Origin of the sequence: Azospirillum oryzae (assembly GCF_008364795.1) — a bacterium.
Taxonomy (GTDB): Bacteria; Pseudomonadota; Alphaproteobacteria; order Azospirillales; family Azospirillaceae; genus Azospirillum; species Azospirillum oryzae.
This window is the reverse complement of record NZ_VTTM01000005.1, coordinates 97,337-111,822: the sequence shown is the minus strand read 5'-3', so window position 1 is coordinate 111,822 and position 14,486 is coordinate 97,337. Positions and strand designations below refer to the sequence as shown.

The window sequence follows — 14,486 nt, the reverse complement described above, 5'->3', positions numbered from 1 at the left end:
TCCCCCCCGGGGAGAGGGTCGGGGTGAGGGGGATGCATGGCGTGGATGTTCACCGAGGGACTGGGGTGCGCAATTCTTGAAGATCCCTGCAACGCGCCCCCCTCACCCTAACCCTCTCCCCGGGGGGGAGAGGGGATCCTTCGCGGTCCGCACCAACCCACTCACCCGCCGAACAGGTCGGCGAAGGCGCGCTTGTTGGCGTCGTCCTCGGCCAGCGCCTTGGCGGGGTCATAGGGCAGCAGGGAGATGCCGGCCGGGTCGGGGAAGCCCGCCGGCGGCTTCACCCCCGGCAGCGCCGGCAGGAACCCCTGTGCGGAGGCAAGCTCCTGCCCCTCGCGGCTCAGCAGGAAGTCGATGAAGGCCTTCGCGGCCGCCGGGTTCTTCGCCGTGCTGAGGATCGCCACCGGCTCGCTGACCGCGCTGACGCCCTCCTTGGGGAAGACGAAGGCGACGGGCGCTCCCTTCAGTTGCTCGCGGATCGGCAGGTAATCGACGACCATGCCGTAGAGCTTCGCCCCGCCGGCCACGTCCTTCAGGATGCCGCCGTTGCCCTTGGCCGCCGTGACGCCGTTGCGCTGCAACGCCTCGTAATAGGCCATGCCGAGCGACGGCTGCGCCTTGATCGACGCCATGTGGATGGCCGCGGCGCCGGAATAGAGCGGGCTGGGCATCACCGTCGTGCCTTTGGCCTCCGGCTTCAGCAGGTCCTGCCAGGAGGTCGGCTTCATCGGCGCGGCGGTGTTGTAGACGATGCCGGTGGTGATCAGCTTGGTGCCGAACCAATAGCCTTGCGGGTCATGCGTGCCGGGGCGGTAGCCGGCTACCGGCGCACCCTGGTAGGGCTGCAGCCGCTTCTCCGCCTTCAGCGATTCCATCGTCACCGCGTCGGCGATCAGCAGCAGGTCGGGCTGCGGCGCCCCGGCGGTGAACTCGGCGCGCAGCTTGTTCATCAGCTCGGTGGTGCCGTTGCGGATCCACTCCACCTCGACGCCGGGGTTCTTCGCCTTGAAGGCCTCCACCGTCTGGCGGGCGTCCGGCTCCAGCTGCGAGGTGTAGAGCACCAGCTTGCCGGTGGCGCCGTCGGCCTGGGCAGTATGGCCGATGGCAAGCGTCAGCACCGTGGCGAGGGTGGCGAGAAACGCCTTCATCTCTGTCGTCTCCGTTGGATCGGCGGTGAGGTGTGTCTTACGCCAAGCCCGTGACAGGCATGTGACGGCCGGTCGGATGAGCCCTGTCAGTCGATCAGCTTTCCGTCCTTGAAGAAGGGATAGGGCCCGTCGTAGTCGCCGATCACCGCGGTGTGGCTGACCACGCCGGTGTCGGCGCGCCACATGTGGATCTGATAGCCCGGCGGCTCCATCACGAAGGCCGACGGCGCATCGTCGCGCAGGTCGAGCGCCACCTGATGCGCGGTCGACGGCGCGGTGGAGGCTATGGTGCCGGCCCAGCGCACCTGGATCGGCCGGTGCAGATGGCCGCACAGCACCCGCTCCACTTGGCGATGGCGGCGGATCACCGCGGCCATCGCGTCGGCGCCGTGCAGGCCGAGCCGGTCCATATGGCCGATGCCGGTGGCGAAGGGCGGATGGTGCTGGAAGACGATGGTCGGCCGCTCCGGCTGCTCCGCCAGCCGCGCGTCGAGCCAGCCAAGCCGTTCCGCGCAGACCTCTCCCGCGCCGGAGCCGGGCAGCACCGTGTCCATGGCGATCAGGCGGACCGGCCAGTCCTCCACCGTGTACTGGAAGAAGCGGCTGTCGCCGACGCGGGCCTTGAGGTCCGGGAAGGCTTCGGCAAGTCCGGTGCGTTCGTCATGATTGCCGGGCACGGCGAACAGCGGGATGTCGAGCGGGCGCAGCAGGTCGAGCAGGCGCTCATACTCCTCCGCATGGCCGGCATCGACGAGGTCGCCGGTGGCGAGGATCACGTCGGGGCGGGGGGCGAGCGCCAGAAGGGCGGCGATCGCGCGCTCCAGGAAGGGCGCGGTGTCGACGCGGCGGTAGGCGAGGCGGCCATGCGGCTTGATGTGGGTGTCGGTGATCTGGGCGATGATCATGGGTGGGCCTTGAGTGATTGATTCTTGGGGGCGTTAGACCCCCACCCCAACCCTCCCCCGCTGGGCGGGGGAGGGGGTATGTGCTTATGCGGAAGGGTGGCGGCAGCTCCTCCCCCGCCCAGCGGGGGAGGCTAGGTGGGGGTCTAACTCCGCCTCATAAGGAACTCACGGCACCGCAAGCACCCTCGCCGGATCGACGCGCAGCCACACCCGGTCGCCGCGCCCCAGTTCGCTCCGCCCGGCGGCATCCACCGTCAGCGCCGGCCCGTCCGCCGGCTCAACCACCAGCCGGGTGCGGTCGCCCAGGAACACGGCAGCGGCGACGGTGCCGCCGAGATGCCCGTCGGCCTCGCCGGCCAGCGCCAGATCCTCCGGCCGGATCAGCAGCTCCACCGCTCCCTCCGGCCCGCTCCAGGGCAGTGACGCCGTCCCGATGGACAGCGTTCCGCCGCGCGCCGAACCGCCCAGCCGGTTCATCGTGCCGATGAAATCGGCGACGAAGCCGTCGGCCGGCTGATAATAGATCTCGCGCGGCGTCCCCACCTGCGCCACCCGCCCCTTGGCCATCACGACGATGCGGTCGCCCAGCGCCATCGCCTCGCCCTGGTCGTGGGTGACATAGACGGCGGTGATGCCCAGCCCGCGCAGCAGCCGGTCGATCTCCAGCCGCAGACTGTCGCGCAGCTTGGCGTCGAGCGCCGTCAGCGGCTCGTCCAGCAGCAGCACGCGCGGCTTCACCACCAGCGCGCGGGCCAGCGCCACCCGCTGCCGCTGGCCGCCCGACAGCTGGTCGATCCGCCGCCCGGCGAACTCGCCGAGATGCATCAGGTCCAGCATCTCCTCGACCCGGCGGGTACGCTCGGGCCGGGGCAGCTTGCGCACCTTCAGGCCGTAGGCGACATTCTCCGCCACCGTCATGTTGGGGAACAGGGCGTAGCTCTGGAACACCATGCCGACGTTGCGCCGCTCGATGGGAAGCGCGGTGACGTCCTCCTCGCCGAACAGCACGCGGCCGCCGGGATCGGGGCTTTCCAGCCCGGCGATGATGCGCAGGGTGGTGGTCTTGCCGCAGCCGCTTGGGCCCAGGAAGACGATGGTCTCGCCGCCGCGGATGGTCAGGTCCAGCGGCTCCAGCGCGCGGGCGCTGCCGGCGAAGGTCTTGCCGCAGCGTTCCAGGCGGATCGGCACGGCGTCGAGGTGGAAGCTGTCGGGCATGGATCGCGCTTTCAAACGGACGGACGGCCGCGCTTCGCCAGACCCTGCAGCAGGATCAGGCTCGGCACGATCATCAGGAAGAAGACGAGGGTGTAGGCGCTGCCGATCTCGATCCGCAGCGAGGCATAGCTGTCGGCCAGCCCGACCGGCAGCGTCTTGGTCAGCGGCGTGTGCAGCAGCCAGGTCAGGTTGAACTCGCCGACCGACAGGGTCAACACCATCAGCGACCCTGCCAGGATGCCGGAGCGGCAGTTGGGCAGCACCACGGTGAAGAAGCGGCGGAGGAAACTCGCTCCCAGGCTGGCCGCCCCTTCCTCCAGCGTCGTCAGGTCGATGGCGCCCATCACCGCCAGCACGGCGCGGACCATGAAGGGCAGGGTGAACAGCACATGGCCGATCAGGATGAACAGCCAACTGCTGCGCAGATCCCCGACGCCGCCATAGGTGACGATCAGCGCCAGCGCGGTGGCGAGGCCGGGGATGGCGACCGGCATCATCAGCATCTCCTCCACCAGCCGGGCGAAGCGGCCGGGGCGGCGCGCCAGCGCATAGGCCGCCGGAACGCCCAGGACCAGCGTGCAGGCCAGACAGGCGAAGGCGATCTGCAGGGACAAGAGGATGGTGCCGGAATAGACCCGCAGCACCTCATCGACCCAGCGCAGGGTCAGGCCGCTTTTCAATCCCACGAAATAGTTGGCGGTCAGCCCGGCCAGCATCGACATCACCATCGGCACGGTCAGCAGGGCGCAGACCAGCAGGGTGAAGCCCAGTTGCAGCCAGAAGCCCAAGCCCCGGCGGTTCGAAAGACTGTGCATCGCCGTCACCCCGCCGCCGCAACCGACGTGCCGGCGACGCTGCGCGCCACCGCCAGCGCCGCCCAGGTGATGAGGCCGAGCAGGACGCTGAGCGCCGCCGCCGCTGCGATGTTCGCCTGGAGCGTGAATTCGGTATAGATCGTCATCGGCAGGACATTGATCCGGGTGGCAAGCGTGAAGGCGGTGCCGAACGCGCCCATCGAGGTCGCGAAGCACAGCGCGCCGGCCGAGATCAGCGCCGGTTTCAGCGCCGGCAGGATCACATCGGCCACCACGCGCCAGGGGGCCGCCCCCAGCGAGCGCGCCGCTTCCTCCAACCGGGGATCCAGCTTCTCCGCCGCCGCCATCACCGTCAAAATCACGCGCGGGATCGAGAAATAGACGTAGCCGAGGAACAGCCCGGCCATGGAATAGGCGAACACCAGCTTCCCCCCGGTCAGCGCCTGGGTGATGGTGCCGATCAGCCCTTGCCGTCCGGCCAGCATGATGACCATGAAACCGATCACCACGCCGGGAAAGGCCAGCGGAAAGGTCAGCAGCGCCACCAGCACGGCATGGCCGGGAAAGTGGTGCCGCACCAGGAACAGCCCGGCGATGGTGGACACCGCCAGCGTCACCAACGTCACCCCCGCCGACAGAGCCAGCGTGGAGATCAGGCTGTCGAGATGGCCGGGATCGACCAGCGTGGTCAGATAGGCGGACCATCCCTCCGCCCCGCCGGCGCCGATCAGGATCAGGCGGACCAGCGGCAGCAGGAAGAAGGCCGCGAACACCGCCGCCGCCGGCGCCAGCAGGGCCGCCAGCCGCAGCGGCTCACCCACCCACCCCGGCCCGGCCGGCGGACGCGCCGCCGGCCGGTGGGGGAGGGGGGCCTCCTGCAGGCAGGCGCTCACTTCACCTCCGCCTGATAGCGGTCCATGAAGCCCTTCTGCGCCTCGGCCATGCGCACCATGTCCACCGGCTTGGCGCGGGCATAGTCGGCGGCCGGCAGGAACTTGGCGGCGGTCTCGGGCGACATCGCCTCGGCCCGCACCGGGCGCATGAAGGCGTTGGCCCACAGCGTCTGGCCCTTGTCCGACAGGACGTAGTCCAGAACCTTCTTGCCGTTCTCCGGGTTCGGGCCGTTCTTGACCAGCGCCATCACATAGGGGACCGACACCGTGCCTTCCTGCGGGATGACGAAGGCGACCGGCGCCTTGTCGGTGTATTTGGCGCGGTAGGCGTTGAAGTCGTAATCGATCAGGATCGGAATCTCGCCGGACAGCACGCGGGCGTAGGAGGTCTGCTTCGGCACGATCGGCTGGTTCTTCTGCAGATCCTTGAACCAGCCGATGGCCTTGTCGAAGCTGCCGTAATCGCCGCCCAGCGCCTGGTTGACCGCCACCGCGCCGACATAGCCGACGGCGGCGCTGGTCGGGTCGAGATAGCCGACCATGCCAGAATAATCGGGCTTCAGCAGGTCGGCCCAGCTCTGCGGCACCGGCTTGCCGCCCAGCGCCTCGGTGTTGACGAAGAAGCCCAGCGTGCCGCTGTGGATGGCGAACCAGTTGCCGTCGGCGTCCTTCATCCCGTCGGGGATCTCGGCCCAGGCCGCCGGCTTGAATGGGGTGACGACGCCGGCCGCCTTGGCCTGGATGCCGACCGGCCCGCCGAGATAGACGACGTCGGCCACCGGCTTGTCCTTTTCCGCCAGCATGGCGGCGAGCGACTGGCCGGAGTTCTTGTTGTCGAACGGCACGGCGATGCCAAGATCGGCCTTGATCGCCTTCAGCTGCGACGCCCAGTCGGCCCATTCCGGCGGGCAGTTGTAGCAGATGGCGGTCTGCTCCGCCGCCATGGCGGGAGCGACCGTGGCGGTGAGGGCGGCGGCCAGAGCGGCGGCGCCGAGCAGGAACGGCTTGAACATGATTGCGTGTGTCTCCGTTCGGGAAGCGCTTATCTCGATTTGGGCTCAGGTCGATTTGGGCTCAGGTCGATTTGGATGGCGCGGCGCCGAGCGATTCGCCCGGACGCAGGGTGAAGGGCAGCATCACGGCGCGGCCTTGCAGTTCGCCGGAAAAGCCGGTGCGCAGACATTCAAAGGCGGTGGCGCCCATGGCGCGGGCCGGCTGCACCAGGGTGGCGAGGCTGGGCGCCATCAGCCGGCCGACCTCGATCCCGTCGAATCCGCAGACCGACACGTCGTCGGGCACTCTCAGGCCGAGGTCGCGCAGCGCCCGGATGGTGGCGAGCGCCAGCATGTCGTTGGAGGCGAACAGCGCGGTCGGCCGCTCCGGCCCTTCCAGAAGGGGGGCCAGCCGGTGGGCCAGGCGCAGTTCGTTGAAGTCGACCTCGACCACCGGCCCCGGTTGCAATCCGGCGTCGGCCAGCGCCGCCAGCCAGCCGGCATGGCGCCGGCGCGAGCGGTCGGACTGGCGGAAGCGCCCGACGATCATGCCGATGCGCCGGTGCCCGAGTGCCGCCATCCGCTCCACCACCGCGCGGGAGGCGGCGACATTGTCGACCGACACATGGGCGCGTGGCGCCCGTTCCGGCTGGTTGTAGGCCAGCACATAGGGCAGCCGTACCTCGTCCAGCGTGTCGAGCGACCCGCTGCGGTCGGCGTCGGCGACGGTCAGCACCAGCCCCTCGACCCGGTTGGACAGCAGCCCTTCGATGGCGCGCGATTCGCGGGCCGGGTCATAGTCGGTGGAGGCGATCAGCACGCTGTATCCGGCCTCCGCCGCCGCATCCTGGATGCCGGCGACGCTTTCGGCGAAGACGGGATTGGTCAGCGACGGCACCAGCACGCCGACGGTGCGCGTGCGCGCCGCCTTCAGGCTGCGCCCGATGGTGCTGGGACGGAAGGACAGGTCGGAGGCGGCGGCGCGCACCTTCGCCATGGTTTCCGGCGTGGCGTTGCCGCTGCCGTTGAGGACGCGCGACACGGTGGCGATGGACACCCCGGCCCGCGCCGCCACGTCGCGGATCGTCGCCACGCGGTCCACCGCCACCCGGTCCATGGCGCGCCTGTCCGTCATCCCGCCATCCATCTGCCGCCCATCATCCCTGTTCCCGCATCCGTCGATCCGGTGCGGGTGCAGAGTGGCGGCGGCGTGTTTCAATCGCGTGACGCCGTGAAAACGGTTTCGTGAAGAATGGAAACGTTTCCATCCGGCCTTGCGGCGGGACCGCTGCCCTCCGAAGGCACGGTCATGGGGGTGGGAGCGGCCTCTGCAAGCCGTCGAAAAAACAGCGATTTTAGTGTTTGCGTCCCCGCAAACCTTGGGCTATGTTGCGCCTCCACCAGCGATGGACCCGTAGCTCAGCTGGATAGAGCGCTGCCCTCCGAAGGCAGAGGTCATGAGTTCGAATCTCGTCGGGTCCGCCACGAATTCAAGGGCTTAGCCGTTTCAGCGGCTAGGCCCTTTTCGTTTGTATTCCGTGAAAATCACGGTTTTCTCTGTTGCCGGCTGTCCAGGCAGTCGTTCCAATACGCCTATGAACGATCCAGCTGGGTGATGCACATTCGGCGAATCATCATGCAAAGGCGGCGTCTCCGATAAGGGCGGGCGACGGGCCGGCCGGCCAATCGCGTATCGGTCAATGGCGTGCCGCCTTGTGGTCGCCATGCTCCCGCTTCTCGGCGGTGTCGCGGCCGATCAGCTTGTTGAAGTTGGAATCCTCCTCGTAGAGCAGCGCGAGTTTGGAGTCCTCGAACTGCTGGAAGAACTCGTTCCAGTCGATTTCCTCCAACTCGCCATGGTCGGACTGGCGGGCCTTGGGGAACATCAGGCGCAGCAGGCCGACGCCGGTCTTGCGGCTTTTCTTGCCGTTGCCATGCGCCTCGTCATGGGTGCTGCGGACGACGGCCGACTTGCCGCCGTGGCTTTCGGCCCAGCGGCGGATCTCGTCGTGATCGGTGGTGGTCTTGGCCATTTTGTCCTCCGGGTCGGTGTCCTGGCAGGATGCGTTCCCGTACCAGAACAGCCGTCACCGGAAGGCGTTGCGTTCCGGCCGGATTCCTCAACGCTTCAGCCGCTCTCCCTCAGCCGCGCGATCAGCGCCGGCACCTCCGCCGCCGGGACCGGGCGCGAGAACAGATAGCCCTGCGCCTCGTGGCAGCCCAGCCGGCGGACGGCGTCGAGCTGGGATTGCTCCTCCACGCCCTCGGCGGTGATGACGATGCCCAGGTTGCGGCCCATCCCGGCCACCGCCTGCACCACGGCGGTGGAGCCGTCGCAGCGCGGCAGGTTGGCGACGAAACTGCGGTCGATCTTCACCTTGTCGAAGCGGAAGCGGCAGAGATAGCCCAGCGCCGAATAGCCGGTGCCGAAATCGTCCATGACGATCCGCGCGCCCAGCGCCCGCAGCTCGCGCAGGGTGCCGAGATTGGCGTCGTCGTCCTGCAGCAGAACGGATTCGGTGATTTCCAACTCCAGCCGCCCCGGCGCCAGCTCGGTGTCGGCCAGCGCCCGGCGCACCGACTCCACCAACCCCTTGTCGCGGAATTGGACGGAGGACACGTTGACGCTGATCCCGATGCCGTCGGGCCAGCGTGCCGCCTCGCGGCAGGCCTCGCGCAGGGCCCACTCGCCGATCGGGCCGATCAGCCCGGTTTCCTCCGCGACGGGGATGAAGTCGGCCGGGCGGATCAGGCCGCGGCCGGGGCGGCGCCAGCGGATCAGCGCCTCGAACCCGCGGATGCCGGACTCGCCGGTGCAGACCAGCGGCTGGTAATGCAGCTCGAACTCACCCTGCCGCAGCGCCTCGTGCAGGCCCAGCTTCAGGTCGTGGAAGGATTTCAGCCGCTCCGCCATCTCGGGCGCGAAGAAGCGGTGGGTGTTGCGGCCGTCGGCCTTGGCGCGGTAGAGCGCGATGTCGGCCGCCTTCAGCAGCGCATCGGCCTCGACGCCGTCGCGGCGGGACAGGGCGATGCCGATGCTGGTGCCGGTCCGCACCTGGGCGCCGTCGATCTCGATCGGCTCGGCCAGCGCCGAGATGATGCAGCGGGCGAGGTCCTCCGCCTCCGCCGGTCCCCACAGGTTGGGCTGCAGGACGGCGAACTCGTCGCCACCGAAGCGGGAAACCAGATCGGCGGCACCGATGCAGCCGCGCAGCCGGTCGGCGACCTGCCGCAGCAGCGCGTCGCCGGCATGGTGGCCCAGTGTGTCGTTGACGGCCTTGAACTGGTCGAGGTCGATGTAATGGACCGCCATCACGCCCTCGTCGGGCGCCTCGCGCAGCGCCTGTTCCAGCCGCTCCTGGAAATAGAGCCGGTTGGACAGGCCGGTCAGCGAATCCAGCCGGGCAAGGTGGGCGATCCTCTCCTGGGCGGCGCGCCGCTCCTCCTCCACCCGTCGGCGTTCGGTGACATTGCGGAAGAAGACGGACAGCCCCTCCGCGGTCGGGAAGGCGTGGATTTCCGTCCATTGGCCGAGAGCCGCGACGAATTCCTCGAAGACGACGGGGGTCTGGTCGGCCATCGCCTTGCGGAACAGGCTGCGGCTCTCGGTCTGCTGCGGGAAGACGTCGAAGAAGGAGTCGCCCAACCGGATGCCGCGGCCCTCATGGATGGTGGCGGCGGCCGGGTTGCGGTAGGTGATGCGCCAGTCGCGGTCGACGAACACCACGCTGTCGGTGGTGCTTTCCAGCACGCCGGACAAGAGCGCGGTGGTCTCCTCCAGCGCCTGCCGGGCGAGTTGGGTGTTGGTGACATCGCGGGAGATGGCGAGCAGCCGCTGCGGCCGTCCGTCCGGGCCGGGCAGGGGACAGACCAGATTGTCCCACCATTTCGGCGTGCCCTTGGCCGTGGGACAGAAGCCGAGGAAACGGCCGGTCCCGCCCCGCTTCGCGATGTCGATCGACGCGCGCAGCTGCGGCCGGCGCTCCTCCGGCCAAAAGGCCTCCCAATGCTGGTTTTTCAGGCAGTCGAAGCTGTCCAGCTCCATCAGCTGGACGCCGGGGATGTTCATGAAGGTCAGCCGCCCCTCCATGTCCAGCACCTTCACGCATTCCGGGCTGTTGTCCAGGATCTGGCGGGCGAAGGACTCGCTTTCGCGCAGGGCGTCTTCGGCAATCCGGCGTTCGTGGATGTCCTCGTCGGTGCCGTGCCACTGTACGATGCGTCCATCCGCGTCGCGCTGGGCGGCGGCGCGGCGGCGGAACCAACGATGTTGGCTGCCCGGCGCTCCGTCCCCGGCGACGCGCAGGCGCAGGTCGATCTCCAGCGCGGTACCGTTGGTCAGGCTGCGGGTCCAGGCGGCCTCGAAGGGCGCGCGGTCGTCGGGGTGGAGCGCGGCGACCCAGCGCTGCGGCGTCGCGACGTCGGCCGCGCTGAGGCCGGTGCGCTCGCGCCAGCGCCGGGTGGTGCGCGGAATGCCGTCGGGGGTGCTGTACCATGGAAACAGGTCGCTCAGTTCCAACGTCTGGCGGCGCAATTCCTTGAAGTGGCGCAGCTCGGCCTCGCATCGCCGCAACGCGGTCCGGTCCTCCACGATGCAGAGCAGGGCGGCGCCGTCCCCGTCCCCGGCCCGGTCCCCAGCCCCGTCCCCGTCGTCGCGGTGAGGATGCAGGCTGGCGACCAGCGCCCGCTCCGGACCGGTGAGGGGTCCGGTCAGCGCGATGTCCTCCACCACCGTGCCGGCCAGGGCGAGCGGTGCGGCGGCGAGCAGCGCGTCCTCCGCCTCCGGCCAGACGTCGGTGAATGGAAGTCCCGTCGCGGCGGTCGCGGGAAGTCCCGCCAGCGCCCCCATGCGCCGGTTCATCCGCACGCAGCGGAGTTGGCGGTCGAGGAACGCAATCCCCACCGGGATCGCGTCGTACAGAGCGTCGATCCGCGCGGGCTTGCGGTCCGGGAGCCAGTCGAACTCGGCGGTCAGGGTCTGGTGCATTGTCCCGGATCGATAAGGATGGCGATGATCGGCGTGAAAAGGGCCGGATCACACGCTTATTCCTGTATCGCCGAAGAAAAAGTTAATGACGGATGGTGGTTCCTGCCAATCCGGTCGCGGAAATTTTGAACCATTTCAAGAACATCGGCAGCCAGTATCCGCTTTTTCCAAGGGACTGCATTGGGGAAAACCCCGATACTCACTCGGCGGCGTCCGACTGTGACAAAAGCTGCGGTGCGGCCCCCTCGTCGACGAAGCGTCCGCGGATCTCCAGCATGTCGTCGAGCCGGGCAAGGAAGACCTCTACCAGTTCCGGATCGAAATGGCGGCCGGCCTGTTCGCGCATGTGGGCGACGACGGCCTCCAGCGGCCAGGGCTCCTTGTAGGGGCGGGCGGACAGCAGGGCGTCGAACACGTCGGCGATGGCGACGATGCGGCCGGACAGCGGAATGTCGGTGCCACGCAGGCCGGCGGGATAACCGGTGCCGTCCCATTTCTCGTGGTGGGTGCCGGCGATCTCGGCGGCCAGGTCCAGCAGGGGCAATCCGCTGCCGCCGAGCAGCCGCTGCCCGATGACCGCATGCTGGCGCATGGTCTTCCATTCCGGGGCGTCGAGCCGGCCGGGCTTCAACAGCACATGATCGGGGATGCCGATCTTGCCGATGTCGTGCAGCGGCGCCGCCTCCAGCAGCTGTTCGGCGAAACCGGGCGCGCAGCCGGCCGACAGGGCCAGAAGATGGGCGATCTGCGCCATGCGCGCCACGTGCTGGCCGGTCTCGTTGTCGCGGAACTCCCCGGCGCTGCACAGGCGGCGGATGATCTCGCGCTGGGTCGCCTCCAGCTGCAGGCGGGCGGCCTGCAATTCCATGTTGGCGATGCGCAGGGCGGCGGCCTCGTGCGCGGCGGCGGCGGAGATCCGGCGGTCGGCGGCGGTGGAAACCAGCGCCAGCAGCAGCAGGCCGAACGTGCCGATCGCCACGGCGGCGGCCAGCGGCCCGCTGGACACCCCGTCTCCCAGCGCCCCGTCTCCCAGTGCGCCGTCCGCCGGCATCAGCATGGGGTCGACCTGCACCACCAGGGCGGCCATGCCGGTGTAATGCATGCCGCCGACGGCGACCGCCATCACCACGGCGGCCAGCACGCGGTCGCGCAGACGGTGGTGGACGCGGGTGGACAGCCACAGCCCCGCGGTCGCCGCCGCCACGGCGATGGCGACCGACAGGCTCCACAGTCCGGGCTGGTAGGCGATGCGGGCCGGCAGCACCATCGCCGCCATGCCGAGATAATGCATCGCCGCCACCCCCAGCCCGACGATACTGCCGGCCGCCGCGATCGCGGCCGGCGACCGGCGGCTCTGGATGATGCGGAAGCCGATGGCGACGAAGGCGACCGACGTCACCAGCGACAGCAGGGTAATCACCGGGTCATAGGTGATGGGCGTGTCGATGGTCAGCGCCAGCATGGCGATGAAATGCATCGCCCAGATGCCGCCGCCCAGCGCCGCCGCGGCACAGCCCTGCCACATGATGCGGGTGATGCCGGTGGTCCGGTGCATCCGCTCCGCCATGTCGAGCGCGGAGTAGGAGGCGAAGGCGGCGACGGCATAGGACAGCGCCACCAGCCAATGGTCGTGGGAGAACGGCAGGCCGGACGCCGACGTGAAACAAAGCCCGGCCAGTTCGATCGACATCCAACAGCTCTCCTGCAACACCCGACCGCCGGTCTTCCTGATTGCCCGCTCCACCGGGCGGCTTCAAGAAGGGGAAAACCCCGACTGCGGTGGTCGGGCACCGGCCGGCACCCGGCAACGTCCGGTAGTTAGCTAAAAAGCTATCTTTATTTGACCGGTGTCAAGAGCATAGAAGTCGATAGGCCGCAAGGCCGACCGGTCTTGCGTTTGGTACTTTGCCAAGCCGCCCTTTGTTCGGATCGGAAGCTTGGCGGTCTGCGAAAGGTGCGATTCGAACTGTGGGGCAGAGCGGCCGTAAAACCGCACTGCCCCGGTCGGATTTGGCTCCCGACTCAGGCGTCGGCGAAGGCCATCGGCTGACGGGCGCGCGCCTCGCGCTCACGGTTCGGGCTGCTCGGCGCCTCGACCCAGGCGATGCGCAGGATGTTGGTCGATCCCGGCATGCCGAAGGGCACGCCGGCGGTGATGACCAGCCGCTGCCCTTCCTCCGCCAGCCCGTGGACATAGGCCAGCCGGGCCGCCTTGTGCACCATGTCGGAGAAGCTCTGCACATCCTCCGTCAGCACCGCATGGACGCCATAGGCCAGCACCATCCGCCGCGCGATGGCGGCGTTTTCGGTCAGGCAGAGGATCGGCACCTCCGGCCGCTCGCGCGCCGCCCGCAGCGTGGTGGAGCCGCTGGTGGTGTAGGTGGCGATGGCCGCCGCCTTCACCGTATGGGCGACCTGCCGGGCGGCGGCGGTGATGGCGTCCGATTCCGTCTGTTCGGGATCGGCATGCTGGGCATCCATCAGCCCGCGGTACAGCGGGTCGCCTTCCACCCGCCGCGCGATGCGGTCCATGATCGACACCGCTTCCACCGGATATTCACCGGACGCGGTTTCCGCCGACAGCATGACGGCATCGGCGCCGTCGAACACTGCGGTGGCGACGTCGGACGCCTCGGCCCGCGTCGGGGCGGGGGCGGAGATCATCGATTCCAGCATCTGGGTGGCGACGATCACCGGCTTGCCGGCCAGACGGGCGGCGCGGATGATGCGCTTCTGGATCGACGGCACGTCTTCCGGCGGCATTTCGACACCCAGGTCGCCGCGCGCCACCATGACGCCGTCCGACATCTCGACGATGCGGTCAAGATGCTGGATCGCCTGCGGCTTCTCCAGCTTCGACAGCAGGGCGGCGCGGCCGGCGATCAGCTTGCGCGCCTCCGCCACGTCCTCCGGCCGCTGGACGAAGCTCAGCGCCACCCAGTCCACCCCCTGGTCGAGCGCGAAGTCCAGATCGGCGCGGTCCTTGGGCGTGAGCGGCGACAGCGGCAGCACCACGCCGGGGACGTTGACGCCCTTGCGGTCCGACAGCTTCGTCCCCGACACCACAATGGTCTCGGCGTAATCGGCGCCGCAGGCGGTCACCCGCAGCCGCACCTTGCCGTCGTCCAGCAGCAGTTCGGCGTCCGGCACCAGGGCGGCGAAGATCTCCGGATGAGGCATGCCGACGCGGCGGGCGTCACCCGGTTCCGCCAGCAGGTCGAGGCAGAAGGGCTGGCCGGCGGTCAGCGTCACCGGCCCGTCGGCGAAGCGGCCCAGCCGCAGCTTCGGCCCCTGCAGGTCGGCCATGATGGCGATGGGGCGGCCGGTCTCCTCCTCCAGCGCGCGGATGGCGCGGACCCGCTCGCCATGGTCCTGGTGGCTGCCGTGGCTGAAATTCAGGCGGAAGACGTCGACGCCGGCCTCGAACAGGCGGCGGATCATTTCGGGAGAAGAGGAGGACGGACCCAGCGTGGCGACGACTTTGGTCTGCCGGTAACGGCGGATCGGCTTGGCGGTGTTCATGGCGGTAGG

At 69.0% G+C, this 14,486-nt stretch carries 11 protein-coding genes and 1 tRNA gene; 1 reads left to right on the top strand and 11 read right to left on the bottom strand.

The window, feature by feature from the left end; genetic code table 11:
* Positions 1-161 precede the first annotated feature (161 nt).
* From FZ938_RS15955 to FZ938_RS15920, 7 genes are all read right to left on the bottom strand, one after another.
* Positions 162-1,148, bottom strand: a complete 987-nt coding sequence (locus FZ938_RS15955) for an ABC transporter substrate-binding protein (protein WP_149199476.1) — start codon at positions 1,146-1,148, stop codon at positions 162-164.
* 86 nt (positions 1,149-1,234) lie between these two features.
* Positions 1,235-2,053, bottom strand: coding sequence for a phosphodiesterase (locus tag FZ938_RS15950; RefSeq protein WP_149199475.1), 819 nt, complete (start codon positions 2,051-2,053; stop codon positions 1,235-1,237).
* 165 nt (positions 2,054-2,218) lie between these two features.
* Complete coding sequence (locus FZ938_RS15940; protein WP_149199474.1) at positions 2,219-3,268, bottom strand: ABC transporter ATP-binding protein; 1,050 nt, start codon at positions 3,266-3,268, stop codon at positions 2,219-2,221.
* 11 nt (positions 3,269-3,279) lie between these two features.
* On the bottom strand, positions 3,280-4,083 hold the full coding sequence (locus FZ938_RS15935; RefSeq protein WP_149199473.1) for an ABC transporter permease: 804 nt from the start codon (positions 4,081-4,083) through the stop codon (positions 3,280-3,282).
* A gap of 5 nt (positions 4,084-4,088) precedes the next feature.
* A complete protein-coding gene (locus tag FZ938_RS15930; protein WP_343287123.1) occupies positions 4,089-4,976 on the bottom strand; it encodes an ABC transporter permease in 888 nt (295 codons plus the stop codon).
* The gene (locus FZ938_RS15925) at positions 4,973-5,989 is read right to left on the bottom strand and encodes an ABC transporter substrate-binding protein (protein WP_149199472.1); all 1,017 of its coding nucleotides are present in this window, start codon (positions 5,987-5,989) and stop codon (positions 4,973-4,975) included. The genes FZ938_RS15930 and FZ938_RS15925 overlap by 4 nt, the downstream gene beginning before the upstream one ends.
* A 61-nt stretch (positions 5,990-6,050) precedes the next feature.
* Positions 6,051-7,103 (bottom strand): LacI family DNA-binding transcriptional regulator, encoded by a 1,053-nt coding sequence (locus FZ938_RS15920; protein WP_246458108.1) that lies wholly within the window; start codon positions 7,101-7,103, stop codon positions 6,051-6,053.
* A gap of 273 nt (positions 7,104-7,376) precedes the next feature.
* On the opposite strand from FZ938_RS15920, the gene FZ938_RS15915 reads away from it, so the two are divergent.
* A tRNA-Arg gene (locus tag FZ938_RS15915) sits at positions 7,377-7,453 on the top strand.
* 212 nt (positions 7,454-7,665) lie between these two features.
* Here the strand turns inward: FZ938_RS15915 and FZ938_RS15910 are convergent.
* From FZ938_RS15910 to pyk, 4 genes are all read right to left on the bottom strand, one after another.
* Positions 7,666-8,001, bottom strand: coding sequence for a hypothetical protein (locus FZ938_RS15910; protein WP_149199471.1), 336 nt, complete (start codon positions 7,999-8,001; stop codon positions 7,666-7,668).
* Between the two features lie 95 nt (positions 8,002-8,096).
* On the bottom strand, positions 8,097-10,955 hold the full coding sequence (locus tag FZ938_RS15905; protein WP_149199470.1) for an EAL domain-containing protein: 2,859 nt from the start codon (positions 10,953-10,955) through the stop codon (positions 8,097-8,099).
* Positions 10,956-11,154: 199 nt separating this feature from the next.
* Complete coding sequence (locus tag FZ938_RS15900; RefSeq protein WP_149199469.1) at positions 11,155-12,645, bottom strand: MHYT domain-containing protein; 1,491 nt, start codon at positions 12,643-12,645, stop codon at positions 11,155-11,157.
* A 332-nt stretch (positions 12,646-12,977) separates the two neighbouring features.
* Positions 12,978-14,477, bottom strand: coding sequence for a pyruvate kinase (pyk, locus tag FZ938_RS15895; RefSeq protein ID WP_149199468.1), 1,500 nt, complete (start codon positions 14,475-14,477; stop codon positions 12,978-12,980).
* Positions 14,478-14,486: the final 9 nt, after the last annotated feature.